Genomic DNA, 14,946 nt, shown 5'->3' on the forward strand with positions numbered 1-14,946 from the left:
TCCTGGTCTCCAGTGCCCTGGTTCTGAGATCGAGTTCCTCCAGTTTATGATCATCGGACTTAATCGAAAGAAGATCAGCGAGGAACGGAAGCGAGGAAAGCAGTGCAGTATCATCACTGAGTACCTTTATCTTATCCTTAAGCTCTCTATAATTGGATTTGCTGCCGTGCTCGATACCAAAGAAATCCCGAAGAACAGTCGTCCAGAGCCAATAGGCAGGCTGAGCGAACGATAATGTATGTCCGTTGAGCACCAGAATATCCCTGTTCGTACATTTCCGTTTTGAGAATTCCCATACAAGGCGGGATTTCCCTATACCAGCCTCGCCCTTGATACCCAGAACAATATGCCTTAAACCTCCAGCAGGATTCCTTCCGGTTTCACCGCGTGCCTGCATATCGAGCTTCTTCTCAAGAATGGATAGCTCATTCGTCCTCCCCACAAAGGTGGAAGTTGTAACTCTGGCAATCCGTTCCCAGCGAGTTCCCGAAATATTCCCAAGTCCCGTTGGCCGGAAGGCATATACTGGATTCGAAACCCCCTTGAGAGAAATGTTCCCCATATTCTCCCAGATCACCATTTCGCCGCATTTCTCCTGAACGGATCTGGTCACCAGAATGGTGTTGACATCAGCAGCTTCCTCCATTCTGGATGCCAGATTCACCGTATTTCCCATTGCGGTGAGATGTCCTATAGCATCGGGTGCAACAGTAACCGAGCCTGTATTGATCCCTATTCTTGCCGTTACGGAAATCCCGATCTCAGACAGTATATCACTTGCGGTCTGGATAGAATCAATCATCCTCAGTCCGCAGGTAACAGCTCGCATACTGTCATTCTCCCCGGCTTTTCTGGCTCCGAAAAGAACCATGATCCTGTCACCTTCGATCTTGTCTACATAACCGCCGTAGTGGCAGGAGATATCTACAAGAGTATCCATGATACCCTTGGCGATATCATGAACCTCTTCATGATCCAGCTTCTCGGAGATGGAAGTGAACCCGCCCAGATCAAGATAAAGTATCGCTACATTCCTTCTCTCTCCCTGCTTGAGCTCACCGGTTTCATAATCGGAGGCGGTATCAGCTCTTTGGGTGTGTCTATGTAATTTCTGAAGCAGTGAAGCGAATTCGTGCGGCAATTGATTCTCCATTTAACAAGTTTCGAAATCCGGGACCATCAGTCAATATATGGACATGTCTATAATAATGCACTGGGTCAGGTCTTGAAAATCAGCGTTTAAAACTGATTTTCACGGCCTGACCCTATGTGCTGAATACTGATTTAGTGACCTGAAACCACGCAGATCTAATTCAATACCCTGCAAGCAGTTTTTGTGCAGTATCTACGTCTATTTCACCATTACTGAGCTTCTTGAGAACCTCAGAAGGATCCTGCGGCGGCTTATCTCCCCTTAATTCACTGAACATATCCTCTATCCTCAGTCGAACAGTCGGGTATGACACACCCAGTTTTCTCTGAACCTGCTTCAGATTACCCCTGGCCTCGAGGAAAAGATCAAATAGTTCACGATGATTTCCCTCCAGACTACATACAGGGCACAGATCAAATTCGCCATTAACTTCTGTATCACACGAACTGCACTGAAGCTTAACAACAATCAATTTGTCACCGCATGACGGACACTTAGGGGGCATGGAACTGTCAGTCATCGTCTTCTATCTCCCCACCTTCCTCAATTATTTCCCGATCACTGATCGAGATGTCTCCACCCATAGTTTTTAATCTGATAGCAGAAGATTCTTCTCCTGACAAGCATACTCTTACGTTGGAGGCACCGAATTGTCCAGACCTGCTTATCTCACCAATACCTTCCTGAACATTGATATCACCTCCATAGGTCTTTGCAGAAATAACGGCTTTTGTGTCCGTGCGCAAACCTACGTTGATATCGCCACCCATTGTCACAGCAGCGGAATCCTCATCCCACAGATCACTCAGCGAAATGATAATGTCACCTCCCATTGTTTTTGCATTAAAACCATGCGATGCTTCCAGAATGCTGATATCTCCTCCTGCGGTCTTCACATTTACCGGAGTTCTTACTCTTGTAACGGTAATATCACCGCCATTTGTGCTGGTGCTCAGTTGTCCAACAGATTCAGGTATACTCAGTGTAATATCACCCTCATCCCACTTCAGCCAGACAGATTCACCATCACGCAATATGGATACTTCTGGCGCATCTTCACCGATAACTGCGCATGATGAACCGTCAACACCTTCAAGATTTATGTCAGCTCCGCTCCTTGATCGCTTATTTGATATGTATAATTCTGTTCCTTCATCTAATTCAATTTCACCATCAAGTTTCCCGGAATACTTGAATCGATCCTTGTCGATATTAAATATCTCTGTTGAAAAGTTCTCATTGATACCTGATACAGCGTCGCCAACAATATTCTTGACCATGTGCCCGATTTCGCGCATGTCTTCAAGACCCATACCGTGACCCCTCATTGATTCGAGGATCATTTTTTTCTGCTTCTTCATTCTTTGGGCAGGTGAATCATGATCTCGTCTTTTCCGCTCTCCTTCCTCCAGCGCAGTAAGTAGTTTTACACCATCGTCAGCAGTTATCTTACCTTCAGAAACCATCTGAAGTATTTCTTTCTGTTCCTCACTCATGACTACTCCTTTCTAGAGTTTCATAAATTCAGGCTTATATATAAACCATACTTTATATATTGTCAAGTTCTTTTTCTATATTAACACTTTTCAACAACATTCTCCATGCTTATCAAACAGGGTTGACAAAATGCATGGAATATATTATTCTAACGTTCGTTGGAATGTTAGTATATGAAAGGAACAAGTGAACAAGTCGGATTTCTTCAGTAAAATCTCAGTACTTGGTAAAGCACTGGATTCACCGGAACGGCTACGAATAATCGACAGTCTCTGCCAGGCTGAAAGAACTGTTGAGGATCTTGCAAGTGTACTTGATTTACCGGTGAAGACTGTTTCTCATCACCTGCAAAAGCTGAAATCTTCAGGTTTCGTATCATTTCAGAAAAAAGGCAGATATTCTCTCTACTCTGTCTCCTGCACCGGCATCATTACTCTAATGAGCAATCTCAAGAACCTGTCAATTGAATTGCTTCCGGACATGAAACTCCATATGAAGGAACTTGAAACTACACGGCATAAGTTTCAATGTTCCGATGACTCGAATCTGACCGATTTAGTCAAATCCGGAAAAGTACTAATAATCGACGTCCGGGATACCGAAGAATTCAATTCCGCGCATCTCCCTGCTGCTGTCTCTGTTCCTTTCAATGAACTTGAAAATTTCATCTCCAAATTCAAAGACACCAGGACAGTTCTTGCGTATTGCAGTGACATTTTCTGCGATCTCGCTGACAGAGCTGTCACACAGATGAGAAAAGCCGGTTTAACTGCTTTCAGGTTGGAAGACAGTGTAACCGGTAGAATCTCTCAAAAATTATGGAGAGATCAGATTTCTGAAACCCTCCATATAGAGAAAGGTAAGTAAAGTGAATGTTAAATATATAATAACCGGGCTGATCAGTTTCATTGCCGGAGCCGCTCTTGTGGGAATCGTCGGTATTTCCGTTGCCCCGGGTATGATGATCAATGAAAGTGAAAGTCTTTACTCATATGATGATACCGTTGAAATAATCCAGGCAGAGGCAGAAACGCTTGGCTGGAAAATCCCTGCGGTTCACGTAATCAGTAACTCGGTTGCGGGTGGCGGATATGATGTTGCTCCTGTCACCGTAATCGAATTATGCAAGGTAGATCTCGCAGGACAGATACTCTCGGATGATGAATCCCGCGTGGTGTCTTCCATGATGCCCTGCCGGGTAGCGGTATACGAAACATCTGAGGGCGACGTAATCGTTTCGAGAATGAACACAGGTATGATGAGCAAGCTCTTCGGTGGTGATATCGAAAGGCTTATGGCTGACGCTACGTCTGAGACTGAACAGATACTTGGGGCAGTTCTTCCTCATTAGTTACAGGGTCATCTGGAGAAACCGGAAGCTCTAATGGGTTTCCGGTTTCTTACAATCTTAATTACAGTACTTTACATTACAGTTTGTAATGCATTATGCGCTAAATATCAAAATACAAGGTGTGACCCTACTGTCCGCAGTTAGTGACGTCGCCACGAAGTATCTCAAGACCGTGATCAATTACAGCAAGAGCGAATTCAGCGCATTCGAGGGCTGCTTTCTTGCTTCCCGGCAGATTAATGACGAGAGTCCTCTTTCTTATACCCGCGACTGCCCGGGACAGCCAGGCTGAATTAACGATCTCCGAGGATTTCTGTCTTATCATTTCGGGAATACCCGGAACGTTCCTGTCACATATCATTACTGTTGCTTCCGGAGTAACATCTCTCACAGAAAAACCGGTTCCGCCTGTTGTGAACAGCACATCCAGAAAACCGTCATCGCACCATCTTTTCAGCTTCGCCGCTATTTCAGGCACCTCGTCAGGAACTAAGGCATACCTCGCAGGAAGAAAATCATTACTGCGAAGCAATTCCATCAATGCGGGGCCGCTCAGGTCAGGATAATCCCCTCTGGATGCTGAATCACTTACTGTCAGTACTCCTGCGCTGTATCCGGGATCACGGAGTACTTCGATAGGATCGTCCGGTTTAACAGCTCCGCCTGTGAGTACTTCAGCGAAAATGCCTTCAACTGGAAAGATGTTCTTCTGAATGACATTGTCCGCATGACCGTCTGAATTATCCTTCCCTATTTCAGTAATCCCTACCACAGCGGAATCGCCGAATTTGAGCTTTACTCCGGGGAGCAATGTATGAAGTTCAACCGCTCCGCCAACATCGATATTCTCTCCACAGCAGCCGTGTGAGATGGTTATCCCTTCCGCTTCCATTTTAGAAAGTGACAGCTCTGAGAGTATTGAAACCTGGCGTGAACCCGTTCCTCCGTGAGCATCTCCCTCAACACCGAAGTTTTCGATCAGATTTATCGAATCCTGCTTTGTCTTCCGTGTCATCCTTTTTTCGGAGAGACAGACAGCGCTTACCCTTGCCATATATACTCTCCTGATTTCCCTCCACTTTTCCGAAGGAGTCTCACATCGGTTATTTCCATTTCGCGATCAAGTGCTTTGGTCATATCGTAAACAGTCAGAAGAGCTGTTGTTACTCCAACAAGAGCTTCCATTTCGTATCCGGTAGACTCTATGCCCTTCACAGTACAGACTGCGGTAACTGATGTTCCGTCCTTCACCAGTTCAATCAAAGTTCCACCTATCCTTATTGGATGACAAAGCGGGATGGTCTCCCACGTTTTTTTCACCGCCTGAATTGCAGCTATTCTGGCTGCAGCGAATACATCACCCTTTGGAACGGAATCATCATCGATGGAGTCAGACGCATTTTTACCAAGTTTTATGCACCCGGAGGCTACTGCTGTTCTTTCAGTTGGTTCCTTTGATGAAACATCAACCATCCTCGCGTTCCCCTTCTTATCAATATGAGACATTTTCTTCATATCTACCCGCCAATCTTCCACATTTCCGTGCTTACGCAGCCACCATGTGAGTCAGGTTTATTGATTACCATTTGCCGTACAAGCCTGGAGATGCTCTCATCATCAGCTCCGTTACGCACAGGTTCCCTGATAGAAATTTCTTCTGTCGATGCAAGACAGGGTACAAGCGTGCCTCTTGCAGATAGTCTTATCCTGTTGCAATTTTTGCACATAGGGTCAGAGAAGGGAGCAATGATCCCGAATGTATCAGCACCTTCTCCAACCGTATAGATTCCAGCTGTGCCTCCATCATCTTTCCGACGGCGGATGGTTCCTGTAATTGAAGCGTGCTGAATGATCTCATCCCTTGAAACGAAAATGCTCTGGTTGAGGCTGGAAGGCATGTGCTCAATGAAACGGACCGTGACCCCCATTTTTTTTCCCCATTCGAGGAATTCAGCTATTTCATCATCGTTTATTCCTCGCATGAGGACGCAGTTTATCCTGACAGGTTTCAGCCCCGCATCAAATGCTGCATAAATCGCTTTCTCTATATCATGCAGGGAGATGTCTCTCCGCGAGATTTTCTTCAGCCTGTGGTCCCGCAGGCTGTCCAGACTGATATTCACTCGCTGTATTCCAGCTTCAGCAAGCTGCTTCGACATCTGCTTCAGAAGTAATCCATTGGTTGTCAGGGTAAGTTCTTCAATACCGATGCGGGAAATTCCTTTTATTATCTGCAGCACCCCTCTTCGCACAAGGGGTTCACCTCCGGTTATTCTCACCTTTGACAGGCCAACTGAATCATTGATAATCCGAACAACGCGCACGACCTCTTCAACAGAAAGGATATCTGCATGGTCGATTAGCGGAACGCCTGATTCCGGCATACAGTAGACGCATCTGAGATTGCACCTGTCAGTCACGGACAGTCTCAGGTAGTTTATTTCCCTTCCGTTCCTATCTTTCACGCGAAGGACAGTTCCCCGGCAGTTGAGTAGAAGAAATGAAAAGACAGGATATCTCCGGATCTCAGGCTCACCACATCTTCACCTGCAAGTGCTAGAGCATTCACGTTCACTGTGCTCATCAGGTCTCCTGAGCCGGAACTCTCCGGATGATGCAGTTTCCATGTATGACTTTCACGGTAAGCGATAACCCTGAGGAAATGCAGCCTGCCAGGTTTCTTACGGTAATCGGATGTTATCTCTCCATGATATACACGTTTATGGTATCCTTTGCATCCGGCTCTCTTCCTGAGAAGGGGAAGCACATATTCCTCTATGGAAACCATCACCGAAACAGGATTTCCCGGGAGTCCAAAGACAGGTCTTCCTTCCGAATCGTTTCCGAACAGCAGCGGTTTACCGGGTTTCTGAGCCACAGTTCTGATATGCAGTTTTACTCCGAGGGATTCAAGAACTGACGGAACGAAATCTCTTGTACCCTTTGAAACACCTCCTGCCACAATCAGTACATCGGTATATCTCAGAAGCTGCTGAAAAGTCGCTTTCAATGATTCGGGATCATCAGCAGAGTGAACTGACATATCCACGGGAAATCCACCCAATGACAGCTGTGCATTTACAAGAGACATATTTGCGTTTCTGACGGCACCTGGAGATGGTTTCCATGTTGGTGGAATGACTTCTGTTCCGGTTGTGACTAGTGCAATCCTTGGTTTGCTGAACACGTCCAGAACACCCATGCCCGCAGCAGCAGCTATTCCAAGATGCTGACTGGCCAGTCTGGTGCCATGCTCCAATACCGTCTGACCCCCCTTTATATCCTGCCCTCGCCAGCAGATATTTGCTCCGGGATCAGGTACTTCATCAAGGTAAAGAACGGATTCCTCGACTCTGGAGTTTTCGACAATCACAATTCTGTCGGCCCCTTCTGGAACTGGAGCACCTGTCATAATCGGAGCGGCCAGACCTTTTCCAAGAGTGACTGAACCTGAATCCCCGGCAACAATCTCTTCAAGAAGCTCATATCTCAATCCGTTACCAGTAATCGCATAGCCATCCATGGCGGAACGATTGAAGGGCGGCATATCTATATCGGAATGGATATCACTTGCCAGTACGAAGCCGGCAGCACTATCGAGAGGTAATTGAATAACGAGCGGCTGTCCTGAATTCTCAAGTACTATTTGAAGAGCATCTGCAGTAGAGATCATTATACCTCCAGTTGATTCAACAGATCTCTGAAATCCGATTCAGTTCTGTCCCATATTTCAATGATTCTCTCAGCCAGCTTAGTGAGATTGCTTCCTCCACCTTTCGAACCACCTCGATCACTCATGATGAGTTCTGCGCCAAGTCTGTCTTCAGCGTCCCGAAGCAGGAGCCATACCCTCTTATATGGGACTCCGGTTTCCCTGGCAGCCTGCAGGATGGACCCTGTACTTCCAACCGCTTTCAGAAGTTCAATCCGACCCTGACCGAACAGAGATTCACCTTCCAGTTCTATCCAGTGTTTACCACTTATCGAAAAAGAGGAAATACCCTTGATATTCATGAGAGCCGGTACAATCGCGGAGATCTTATCAGCCTCAATCGCTGTCAGCGGACTAAAAACGGTCAGGTCGGCTTTCCGGGATAGTACGTCTGCACCAGGCTTTCGGCTGGAATCAGATATGAGATGTATATGATAATCTGGGCTTATAAGTTCTAGAATGGAATTACTCTCCAATATATGGATATCCGTGTCAGAGGAGATATCATTCATGGCTTCAGATAATTCCTGCATATGGGAGTATCGGAAGAAAATGACCCTTGAAGCTCCCGCTTCCGAAAATCGATCTGTGTCAGATCCCTCAGGTCCGCGATCTGTTTGAATACCACTTATTCCATGTGTACCTCTTGATAATTTTGTACAGGAGACTGATAATCCGATTGAATTGAATTTCTCAACCAGTTCACAGGCCAGAAGTGTTTTCCCGAGTTTTCTCCCGTCAGAACTGATTACTATCTGTCGCTTCTGACTATCCTTGATATCCTACCACCCTTTATACAATGTACCGTTATATGCAATAAACATATCGAATCATTCTTCATTTGAACACTCTGAAAGATTGAAAAAGCGCTTATAGAAATATTGGTAATTAATCTGCTGTTATTATCGCATTAGATAATAAATTATCCGGAATGTCCCGGCAGGCAGGCAAGCTGACGTTTCCTGCTCGACGGTTTTCGAGCCACATAAATGCTCTCTCCTGTATCAGGATGAAGTTCAGTGAAGTACATCGCAGTTGCCATGGTCATTGGTGTCGGAAGAAATATCTGGGCTTTTTCAGGGCGCATATTCTGCCGGTTCAGTTCGCTGGCAGTCACATGCATCTGGTTCATTCCACATCCTGGAAATGCCGCAAGTATATAAGGTTCTATATATTGCCTCTTTCCAACTTTTTCAGAGTACTTCTCAAACAGTTCTTTAAACTCTCTCCATAGGTCCGGATCCGGTTTCCGCATGAGCTTGAGTACTTCCCTGGAAAAATGTTCAGGCGCTATCTTCAGTAAACCCGAAACATGATTCGCGGTAAGTCTTTCTATAAATCGGAGATCCCGGAGCGCGACATCAAAGCGTATCCCGCTGGATATAAATACATTGCTGACTCCATCAATCCTCGATACAGAATCAAGCAGATTCAGATATGGGCCATGATCAGTACTGAAATGCGGACAGATTCCGGGATAGAGGCAGGAATTTCTTTTACATTTTTTTTCTGCATCTTCGTCCGAGCAACCCATGCCGTATAGATTGGCGGTGGGGCCACCCAGATCTGTGACTGTTCCCCTGAAGTACTTCTCCAGCTTAAGCTTGTGCACTTCTCTCAGAACAGACTCGATACTTCTGCTGCTTATAGCCCTTCCCTGATGAAGTCCAAGAGCACAGAAACTGCATCCACCTGAGCATCCCCTGACAACAGTAATTGAATTCCTGATCATCCTGAAAGCAGGTATTTCGTTCATGTAAACCGGATGAGGTTTTCTGGAGAATGGAAGATCGTATATCCTGTCCATTTCAACAGTGCTGAGTGGATGCTGCGGCGGATAAACAATGATTGCACGGCTGTCAGCCTTCTGAACAAGTGTGGAACCGGACCATGGGTTGCTTTCACTTTCGATCAGCTTCGTCATCTCCATGAATGCCTGAGGTGACCGGATTACTTCCTCATGCGACGGCAGTTCCGTGTATTCACTGATATCTGAATCATTCAATGCTTTACTGCTCATATATATAGCAGTACCTTTAATTCCCTTGAGGTCACTGCCTGCTGAAATCCTGTCCGCTATTTCCCCGACAGCTTTCTCTCCCATTCCATAGATCAGGATCTGGGCTTTTGAATCGAGAAGAATCGATTTTCTGATTTTTTCACTCCAGAAATCAAAATGACTCAATCTTCTCATGCTGGCTTCTATACCACCAATTACAACCGGAACTCCAGGCATTGTCTTCTGCACCATATTTACATACTTCAGAACAGCTCTATCAGGCCTTTTTCCCGGTTTTCCCCCCTCTGAATAAGCATCGTCCGATCGAATCCGTTTCAGGGATGTGTAATGATTAACCATCGAGTCCATCGCTCCGGAAGATATCCCGATAAACAGTCTGGGAACTCCAAGACGGAGGAAATCTTCAGAAGTGCTGATATCAGGCTGAGGTATTATTCCGACCCTGTATCCAAGACCTTCCAGGAACCTTCCTATCAGCGCGGTTCCGAAAGAGGGGTGATCAACGTATGCATCCCCTGTAATCAGAATGATATCACAGACTTCCCAGCCAAGGTCGACCATTTCTACCCTCGACATGGGAAGAACTGGTGCAGGCTTTCTCATAAGACCTCCATTTCCCGATTCAACCGACTGAGAAGCTACAGACGGATACCGGGGGTTGACAAGTCCTCGAAAAAAGCGGACACTAATAGTGAACGGTTGTTTACACTATAACTGAAAGGAAACAGATATGAATACTGATAACGGAATACTTTCCTCGGAAAGAGTCTCAGCCGGCAGAACGACATACTTCATCGACGTACGGCAGGCGGTGAATGACAGATTCTACCTTTGTATAACGGAATCAAGAAGAATTTCGGACACCGGTTTCGACCAGAACAGGATTTTCCTGTTCGAAGAAAATCTCGATGAACTCAGGAAAACTCTTGAAAAGGCATTCTATGAAGTTGAACAGGCTGTTCTGAAGAGAGGGGAGCTGCCTGAATCGGGTTCATCACAGAAGCATGAACGAACGGGCAAAGTGTGGACTGAAGAAGAAGAAGAGCTTCTGAAGAAAGGGTTCAGCAGCAACACACCGCTGGAAGAGCTTTCTGAGAAGTTACAGAGAAGCATTTATGCAATAACCATGAGGCTTGAGAAACTGGGATTGATGGAACAGCCTGCCGGAATCGAAAAACAGACAGGATAACTGAAAACGCTGCAATGAAATTCAGCTGCTAAACCCGCATATTTCATCAGCTTTTGATACGAAGCGTCGAAAAAAGCTGTGGATACGAGGCTTGCGAGTACAGATTCCGGAGGCGTACTTGAATAGTACGTCGAGGACAGATGTATGAGCATAACGAAGTAGACGCGGCTTTATTCGTCGCTGCAGTAAAATGCTGGTGAGATTTGTGGGTTAAATTAGTTTGTTCAGGCTTGAAACCCAATCCTCCAGTCTGTCCACAAGCCAGGCAGCTGATTCTGCTTTTCCGTCGGCTGTTCTGAAATCGACTTTCAGAAGTTTAACACCCTTTGTTTTTCCGGCAAAACTTTTAGGAGTCTCAACACCGGTGATACTGGAAACAGGAATAATCAGTTTCTTTGCAGGAATAAGCATCCGGAAGTAAAGCAAGGATGATGTCAGCACAAGAACCCCATTCCCTCGAATCTGTTTTACTCCTTTCGATTTCAATCCAAACATGTTGGCCATGGGGGAAATAATTACATGTGTATGCGATGGATACTCACGAAGGACTTCCTTCATAGCTCCGGTCTGAAGACGTTTCAGGAAATGAACAAGTACAGCAACAAGAAACAAAGCACCGGCAATAAAGTAAACAGCAACAGGCATTCTCAAGCCCCTCTCAGACAACACATATTCAGGAAAAGCAAGTAATCCGCTTGGCGAAACATACTATCCCTATTAGAGTCGGCCTACCTCACCAAGTCTCTACTGCAACGGCGCATAAGACACTCGCATACTGCGTTATACTCAATCGGCCTTCCTTGAAGTATATACAATACGTCTGCGTCGACCTCATTCGCATGCCTTGTCTGCGAGCGCTTCTACACCGTTTCGTTAAGAAACATGATGAAATATGCAGGCTATAATTATCGGTTTCAGGAGATTATTAAGTAATGACGCCTCTGAACGCAATACTCTTGTTTCTTGCAGGTATCGCTGCAGGGTTCGTGAACGTCAGCGCCGGGGGGGGGTCATTCCTGACAATTCCCCTTCTCATGATCCTTGGGGGTCTCCCCGCGGCCGCAGCAAACGGTACGAACAGGGTGGCTGTACTCATCCAGAACCTCGTTGCCATCAGAAATTTTCGAAAGCACGGATTCAAGGACATCAGGCAGGGAATGAAGCTCGGGATTTCGGCAATGGTCGGTGCTGTTATAGGATCATTCATAGCTCTTGATATACCGGAGGATATTTTCCGAACAGTGATGTCCATCATAATGCTTCTGGCACTTGTAACTGTACTTCGTCCGAGAAGAAAGAACACACAAAATGACAATTCCGGGATTCTCAAGCATTCGGTGCTGCAGATCATCACCTTCTTTTTAATCGGCATATACGGAGGATTCATCCAGGCAGGCACCGGTTACCTGATAATCTTCTCGCTCTCAGTTATCGGAGGGCTCTCGCTGATCAAAACAAACAGTCTGAAGATTGTCATTATCGCAACTTATCTTACTCCATCACTGATTGTCTTCATCGCAAATGGTGAGGTTAAGTGGTTTCCCGCTCTGATTCTGACAGCAGGAACATCTCTGGGTGGCTGGTTCGGATCGACTTTCGCCATCAGGAAGGGTGACAAATGGATCAGGATCATTCTCGCGGCTGCCATTCTTGGAATGGCGGCAAAAATGATAGGATTGTTTTAATAATATGAAAATGTTAATCATCATGTTGCTCCATCTCATTTTCTCCGTTACAGCCTGCGTCGGCAGTCCTCACTCTTCTGTAATCCTGCTTCCTGAACCTGCTCCGGACAGCGGTATCTCTATTGAGGAAGCAATAGAATCAAGACGGTCTATTCGCACATTTGCCTCAGAGAGTATCTCTTTGACAGAGCTTGCGCGGATGCTGCACTCGGCGCAGGGTATCACTTCAGATTATGGATTCAGAGCAGCGCCCTCCGCAGGTGCAACTTTCCCCCTTTCAGTTTTTGTCATCGCTGAAAATGTTGACTCTCTGGAAGCCGGGATCTACATGTATGAACCTTCAGATGAATCCCTTACAGCGGTCAGGATGGGATATTTTCTCGATGAGCTTTCCGATGCAGCGCTCGGACAGACATGCGTAAAAGATGTGCCTGCGGTTATAGTCATTACCGCGGAATGCAGCATAACAACTTCTGTTTACGGGAATCGCGGCAGAATCTATGTCCACATGGAAGCGGGACATGTTTCACAGAACATTTATCTCCAGTGCACCGCGATGGGACTCGGCACAGTAGCAGTCGGAGCGTTCAGCGACAATGAAATAAGTGATATACTCAACCTCACGGAAGATGAAACTCCGCTCTATCTCATGCCTGTCGGCAGACCGGTTGAACACTGATCGGAATGAGATAATTTGTCCGATTTAATCAAAATCTTACTGAGAAGAATATCTCCGCCTCTTTTCACTATCAGGATCACCGACCGCGCTGCAGTTCTTACCGCTGGACAAGTAACTCCAGCTCTGCTCAGGGATTGGTCGGAAATAGCTCGAAAAAACAATATAGTGTGTGGATGGATATGGGGATTGCGAACCGGAAGCTGTATCAGACTGGATTTCTCTTCGAATATCAGTAAGAATGATCGTCAGCGTTTCCGAAATATCATGGCCATACATGCGAAATGAAAAATGAATCAATGTACTCAAGAATATACAGCGTAGTGAGAATGATACCGCCTGGGAAAGTGGCCACCTATGGTCAAGTCTCCAGGATAGCAGGAAGGTGTTCCGCGAGGAACGTGGGTTATTCAATGTCATCAGTCCCGTTCGGAAGCGATATCCCCTGGCACAGGGTAATCAACAAAAGAGGTATGATCAGCATCAGGAGCGGTGGAGGAGAGTGCTCCGCCCAGCGTCAGCTTCTTGAAGGTGAAGGAGTTCTTTTCAATGATAAGGATCGAGTGAACCTGGATATCTATGGCTGGGAAGGTCCCGAACCCTTGATGAGAGGTGAAGCTGAATGACTGAGAAAGGTAAGCGGGACTGGTCGGAAAAGGATCTCAGGAAGATGATCGTTGACCAGAGACGGTTTATGTGGCGTGATGACATGATCGATCGGATATCATCATCCCTGAACCTCAAACATGGCATAACAGCAGTTGACGTCGGCTGCGGACTCGGCTACCTGGGCTGGACCTTCTGGAGGCACTTCGGAGAAGGTGGAACCTACATAGGAATGGACTGCTCGGAAAAACTGCTCACAGATGCGCGAGAAATGTCCGAAGAATGGTCAGATGGAGGATGCACCTGTTTCCTCAAAGGGGAAGCCTGCGATATACCGCTTCAAGACGCATGCTCGGACCTGACCATGTGCCAGACCCTCCTCATGCACCTTGAAACACCGGAAACAGCGCTTGTGGAGATGATCCGTGTAACGAAACCGGGCGGTGCTGTCATGTGCATGGAGCCTGACAACCTCTCCTCTTCTCTTGCCGTGCCCTTCTCCTCCCGTCCATCAATCACAATGAAAGAGCGTTTGTTCTGGTTCAAAGCCTGGATTATCTGGGCTGAAGGCAGGAAGCTTCTCGGGAAGGGAGACTACGGTATCGCATCGAAAGTACCGAAAATGATGGCTGACGCGGGGCTGGTCGGAATCGACTGCAGATGCAACGACAAATCCTCGTTCATTCATCCTCCCTACGAAACTGAAGCCCAGAGGTACTGGCTGGTAAAAATCAGAGAAGGGCTTGAGGAAAGGGATGAGGAGGAGGAAAAGCTCTGGTGGACAGAGTACAGGGAGTGTTTTATCGCAGGAGGCGGTTCCCTGTCTACCTATTACAGGATCAGAAAACTCGCTGAGGAGAAACGCGAGATCAACACAGAGATAATCCTCGACCAGATCAGTTCAGGCTCTTTCTATAGAGGTGTTCGCCCTTCGGGATTTTTCTGCTTCACGGGGTTTGTGCCGAAATGAACCAAAGAAAAATAGCACGTTACATTTCAGGTAACTGAATGATTACATGCTGTCTGGAACCCTCTGATCAACGTAATAAAGATCTTG

Annotated in this window: 18 protein-coding genes; 8 read left to right on the forward strand and 10 right to left on the reverse strand. The window is 46.4% G+C overall.

What is annotated here, in order from left to right; all coding sequences use genetic code 11:
• The 3 genes from K8R76_12205 to K8R76_12215 form a co-directional block, all read right to left on the reverse strand.
• On the reverse strand, window positions 1–1,141 hold a 1,141-nt coding region (locus tag K8R76_12205), incomplete at its 3' end, for a hypothetical protein (GenBank protein MCD4848940.1).
• A gap of 172 nt (window positions 1,142–1,313) precedes the next feature.
• Window positions 1,314–1,673 (reverse strand): DUF2089 domain-containing protein, encoded by a 360-nt coding sequence (locus tag K8R76_12210; GenBank protein ID MCD4848941.1) that lies wholly within the window; start codon window positions 1,671–1,673, stop codon window positions 1,314–1,316.
• Window positions 1,666–2,649, reverse strand: a complete 984-nt coding sequence (locus K8R76_12215; GenBank protein MCD4848942.1) for a DUF4097 domain-containing protein — start codon at window positions 2,647–2,649, stop codon at window positions 1,666–1,668. The genes K8R76_12210 and K8R76_12215 overlap by 8 nt, the downstream gene beginning before the upstream one ends.
• 187 nt (window positions 2,650–2,836) lie before the next feature.
• Between K8R76_12215 and K8R76_12220 the strand changes: the two genes are divergently transcribed.
• Both K8R76_12220 and K8R76_12225 read left to right on the forward strand, forming a co-directional pair.
• Window positions 2,837–3,517 carry a metalloregulator ArsR/SmtB family transcription factor gene (locus K8R76_12220; GenBank protein ID MCD4848943.1) on the forward strand — a complete coding sequence of 227 codons (681 nt, stop codon included), beginning with the start codon at window positions 2,837–2,839 and terminating at the stop codon, window positions 3,515–3,517.
• Between the two features lies 1 nt (window position 3,518).
• Complete coding sequence (locus K8R76_12225; protein MCD4848944.1) at window positions 3,519–4,001, forward strand: DUF302 domain-containing protein; 483 nt, start codon at window positions 3,519–3,521, stop codon at window positions 3,999–4,001.
• Window positions 4,002–4,128: 127 nt separating this feature from the next.
• Here the strand turns inward: K8R76_12225 and K8R76_12230 are convergent, their stop codons facing one another.
• The 6 genes from K8R76_12230 to K8R76_12255 form a co-directional block, all read right to left on the reverse strand.
• A complete protein-coding gene (locus tag K8R76_12230; GenBank protein ID MCD4848945.1) occupies window positions 4,129–5,055 on the reverse strand; it encodes a hypothetical protein in 927 nt (308 codons plus the stop codon).
• A complete protein-coding gene (gene moaC / locus K8R76_12235) occupies window positions 5,043–5,516 on the reverse strand; it encodes a cyclic pyranopterin monophosphate synthase MoaC (GenBank protein MCD4848946.1) in 474 nt (157 codons plus the stop codon). Before moaC ends, K8R76_12230 begins: the two co-directional genes overlap by 13 nt.
• A gap of 2 nt (window positions 5,517–5,518) precedes the next feature.
• Complete coding sequence (gene moaA, locus K8R76_12240) at window positions 5,519–6,466, reverse strand: GTP 3',8-cyclase MoaA (protein ID MCD4848947.1); 948 nt, start codon at window positions 6,464–6,466, stop codon at window positions 5,519–5,521.
• Complete coding sequence (locus K8R76_12245) at window positions 6,463–7,674, reverse strand: molybdopterin molybdotransferase MoeA (GenBank protein MCD4848948.1); 1,212 nt, start codon at window positions 7,672–7,674, stop codon at window positions 6,463–6,465. Before K8R76_12245 ends, moaA begins: the two co-directional genes overlap by 4 nt.
• On the reverse strand, window positions 7,674–8,225 hold the full coding sequence (locus K8R76_12250) for a LysR family transcriptional regulator (protein MCD4848949.1): 552 nt from the start codon (window positions 8,223–8,225) through the stop codon (window positions 7,674–7,676). The genes K8R76_12245 and K8R76_12250 overlap by 1 nt, the downstream gene beginning before the upstream one ends.
• A 410-nt stretch (window positions 8,226–8,635) precedes the next feature.
• The gene (locus tag K8R76_12255) at window positions 8,636–10,336 is read right to left on the reverse strand and encodes a YgiQ family radical SAM protein (protein MCD4848950.1); all 1,701 of its coding nucleotides are present in this window, start codon (window positions 10,334–10,336) and stop codon (window positions 8,636–8,638) included.
• A 127-nt stretch (window positions 10,337–10,463) separates the two neighbouring features.
• On the opposite strand from K8R76_12255, the gene K8R76_12260 reads away from it, so the two are divergent.
• Window positions 10,464–10,922: a PUR family DNA/RNA-binding protein gene (locus tag K8R76_12260; GenBank protein ID MCD4848951.1), complete on the forward strand. Its 459-nt coding sequence runs from the start codon at window positions 10,464–10,466 to the stop codon at window positions 10,920–10,922.
• A gap of 210 nt (window positions 10,923–11,132) precedes the next feature.
• Here K8R76_12260 and K8R76_12265 read toward each other — a convergent pair whose 3' ends face one another.
• Window positions 11,133–11,567 (reverse strand): hypothetical protein, encoded by a 435-nt coding sequence (locus K8R76_12265; GenBank protein MCD4848952.1) that lies wholly within the window; start codon window positions 11,565–11,567, stop codon window positions 11,133–11,135.
• Between the two features lie 287 nt (window positions 11,568–11,854).
• Here K8R76_12265 and K8R76_12270 point away from each other — a divergent pair, with 287 nt between their 5' ends.
• Genes K8R76_12270 through K8R76_12290 form a run of 5 tightly spaced genes read left to right on the forward strand, consistent with a single transcriptional unit; the run spans window position 11,855 to window position 14,859 of the window.
• On the forward strand, window positions 11,855–12,607 hold the full coding sequence (locus K8R76_12270) for a sulfite exporter TauE/SafE family protein (protein ID MCD4848953.1): 753 nt from the start codon (window positions 11,855–11,857) through the stop codon (window positions 12,605–12,607).
• A 22-nt stretch (window positions 12,608–12,629) separates the two neighbouring features.
• Window positions 12,630–13,286, forward strand: a complete 657-nt coding sequence (locus K8R76_12275) for a SagB/ThcOx family dehydrogenase (GenBank protein ID MCD4848954.1) — start codon at window positions 12,630–12,632, stop codon at window positions 13,284–13,286.
• A gap of 15 nt (window positions 13,287–13,301) precedes the next feature.
• On the forward strand, window positions 13,302–13,571 hold the full coding sequence (locus K8R76_12280; protein MCD4848955.1) for a DUF3634 family protein: 270 nt from the start codon (window positions 13,302–13,304) through the stop codon (window positions 13,569–13,571).
• Window positions 13,568–13,909 (forward strand): MGMT family protein, encoded by a 342-nt coding sequence (locus tag K8R76_12285; protein MCD4848956.1) that lies wholly within the window; start codon window positions 13,568–13,570, stop codon window positions 13,907–13,909. The genes K8R76_12280 and K8R76_12285 overlap by 4 nt, the downstream gene beginning before the upstream one ends.
• Window positions 13,906–14,859 carry a methyltransferase domain-containing protein gene (locus K8R76_12290; GenBank protein MCD4848957.1) on the forward strand — a complete coding sequence of 318 codons (954 nt, stop codon included), beginning with the start codon at window positions 13,906–13,908 and terminating at the stop codon, window positions 14,857–14,859. The genes K8R76_12285 and K8R76_12290 overlap by 4 nt, the downstream gene beginning before the upstream one ends.
• The last annotated feature ends 87 nt before the right edge of the window (window positions 14,860–14,946 follow it).

Origin of the sequence: Candidatus Aegiribacteria sp. (genome assembly GCA_021108435.1) — a bacterium.
Lineage (GTDB): Bacteria > Fermentibacterota > Fermentibacteria > Fermentibacterales > JCC-6 > Aegiribacteria.

Excerpts from the sequence above, each read along its gene's own strand:
- K8R76_12285 (MCD4848956.1), top strand. The coding sequence starts at position 13,568 with ATGAAAAATGAATCAATGTACTCAAGAATATACAGCGTAGTGAGAATG.
- K8R76_12250 (MCD4848949.1), bottom strand. The coding sequence starts at position 8,225 with ATGAATGATATCTCCTCTGACACGGATATCCATATATTGGAGAGTAAT.
- K8R76_12230 (MCD4848945.1), bottom strand. The coding sequence starts at position 5,055 with ATGGCAAGGGTAAGCGCTGTCTGTCTCTCCGAAAAAAGGATGACACGG.
- moaC (MCD4848946.1), bottom strand. The coding sequence starts at position 5,516 with ATGAAGAAAATGTCTCATATTGATAAGAAGGGGAACGCGAGGATGGTT.
- K8R76_12260 (MCD4848951.1), top strand. The coding sequence starts at position 10,464 with ATGAATACTGATAACGGAATACTTTCCTCGGAAAGAGTCTCAGCCGGC.
- K8R76_12290 (MCD4848957.1), top strand. The coding sequence starts at position 13,906 with ATGACTGAGAAAGGTAAGCGGGACTGGTCGGAAAAGGATCTCAGGAAG.
- K8R76_12275 (MCD4848954.1), top strand. The coding sequence starts at position 12,630 with ATGTTGCTCCATCTCATTTTCTCCGTTACAGCCTGCGTCGGCAGTCCT.
- K8R76_12265 (MCD4848952.1), bottom strand. The coding sequence starts at position 11,567 with ATGCCTGTTGCTGTTTACTTTATTGCCGGTGCTTTGTTTCTTGTTGCT.
- K8R76_12245 (MCD4848948.1), bottom strand. The coding sequence starts at position 7,674 with ATGATCTCTACTGCAGATGCTCTTCAAATAGTACTTGAGAATTCAGGA.
- K8R76_12255 (MCD4848950.1), bottom strand. The coding sequence starts at position 10,336 with ATGAGAAAGCCTGCACCAGTTCTTCCCATGTCGAGGGTAGAAATGGTC.
- K8R76_12210 (MCD4848941.1), bottom strand. The coding sequence starts at position 1,673 with ATGACTGACAGTTCCATGCCCCCTAAGTGTCCGTCATGCGGTGACAAA.
- K8R76_12270 (MCD4848953.1), top strand. The coding sequence starts at position 11,855 with ATGACGCCTCTGAACGCAATACTCTTGTTTCTTGCAGGTATCGCTGCA.
- K8R76_12215 (MCD4848942.1), bottom strand. The coding sequence starts at position 2,649 with ATGAGTGAGGAACAGAAAGAAATACTTCAGATGGTTTCTGAAGGTAAG.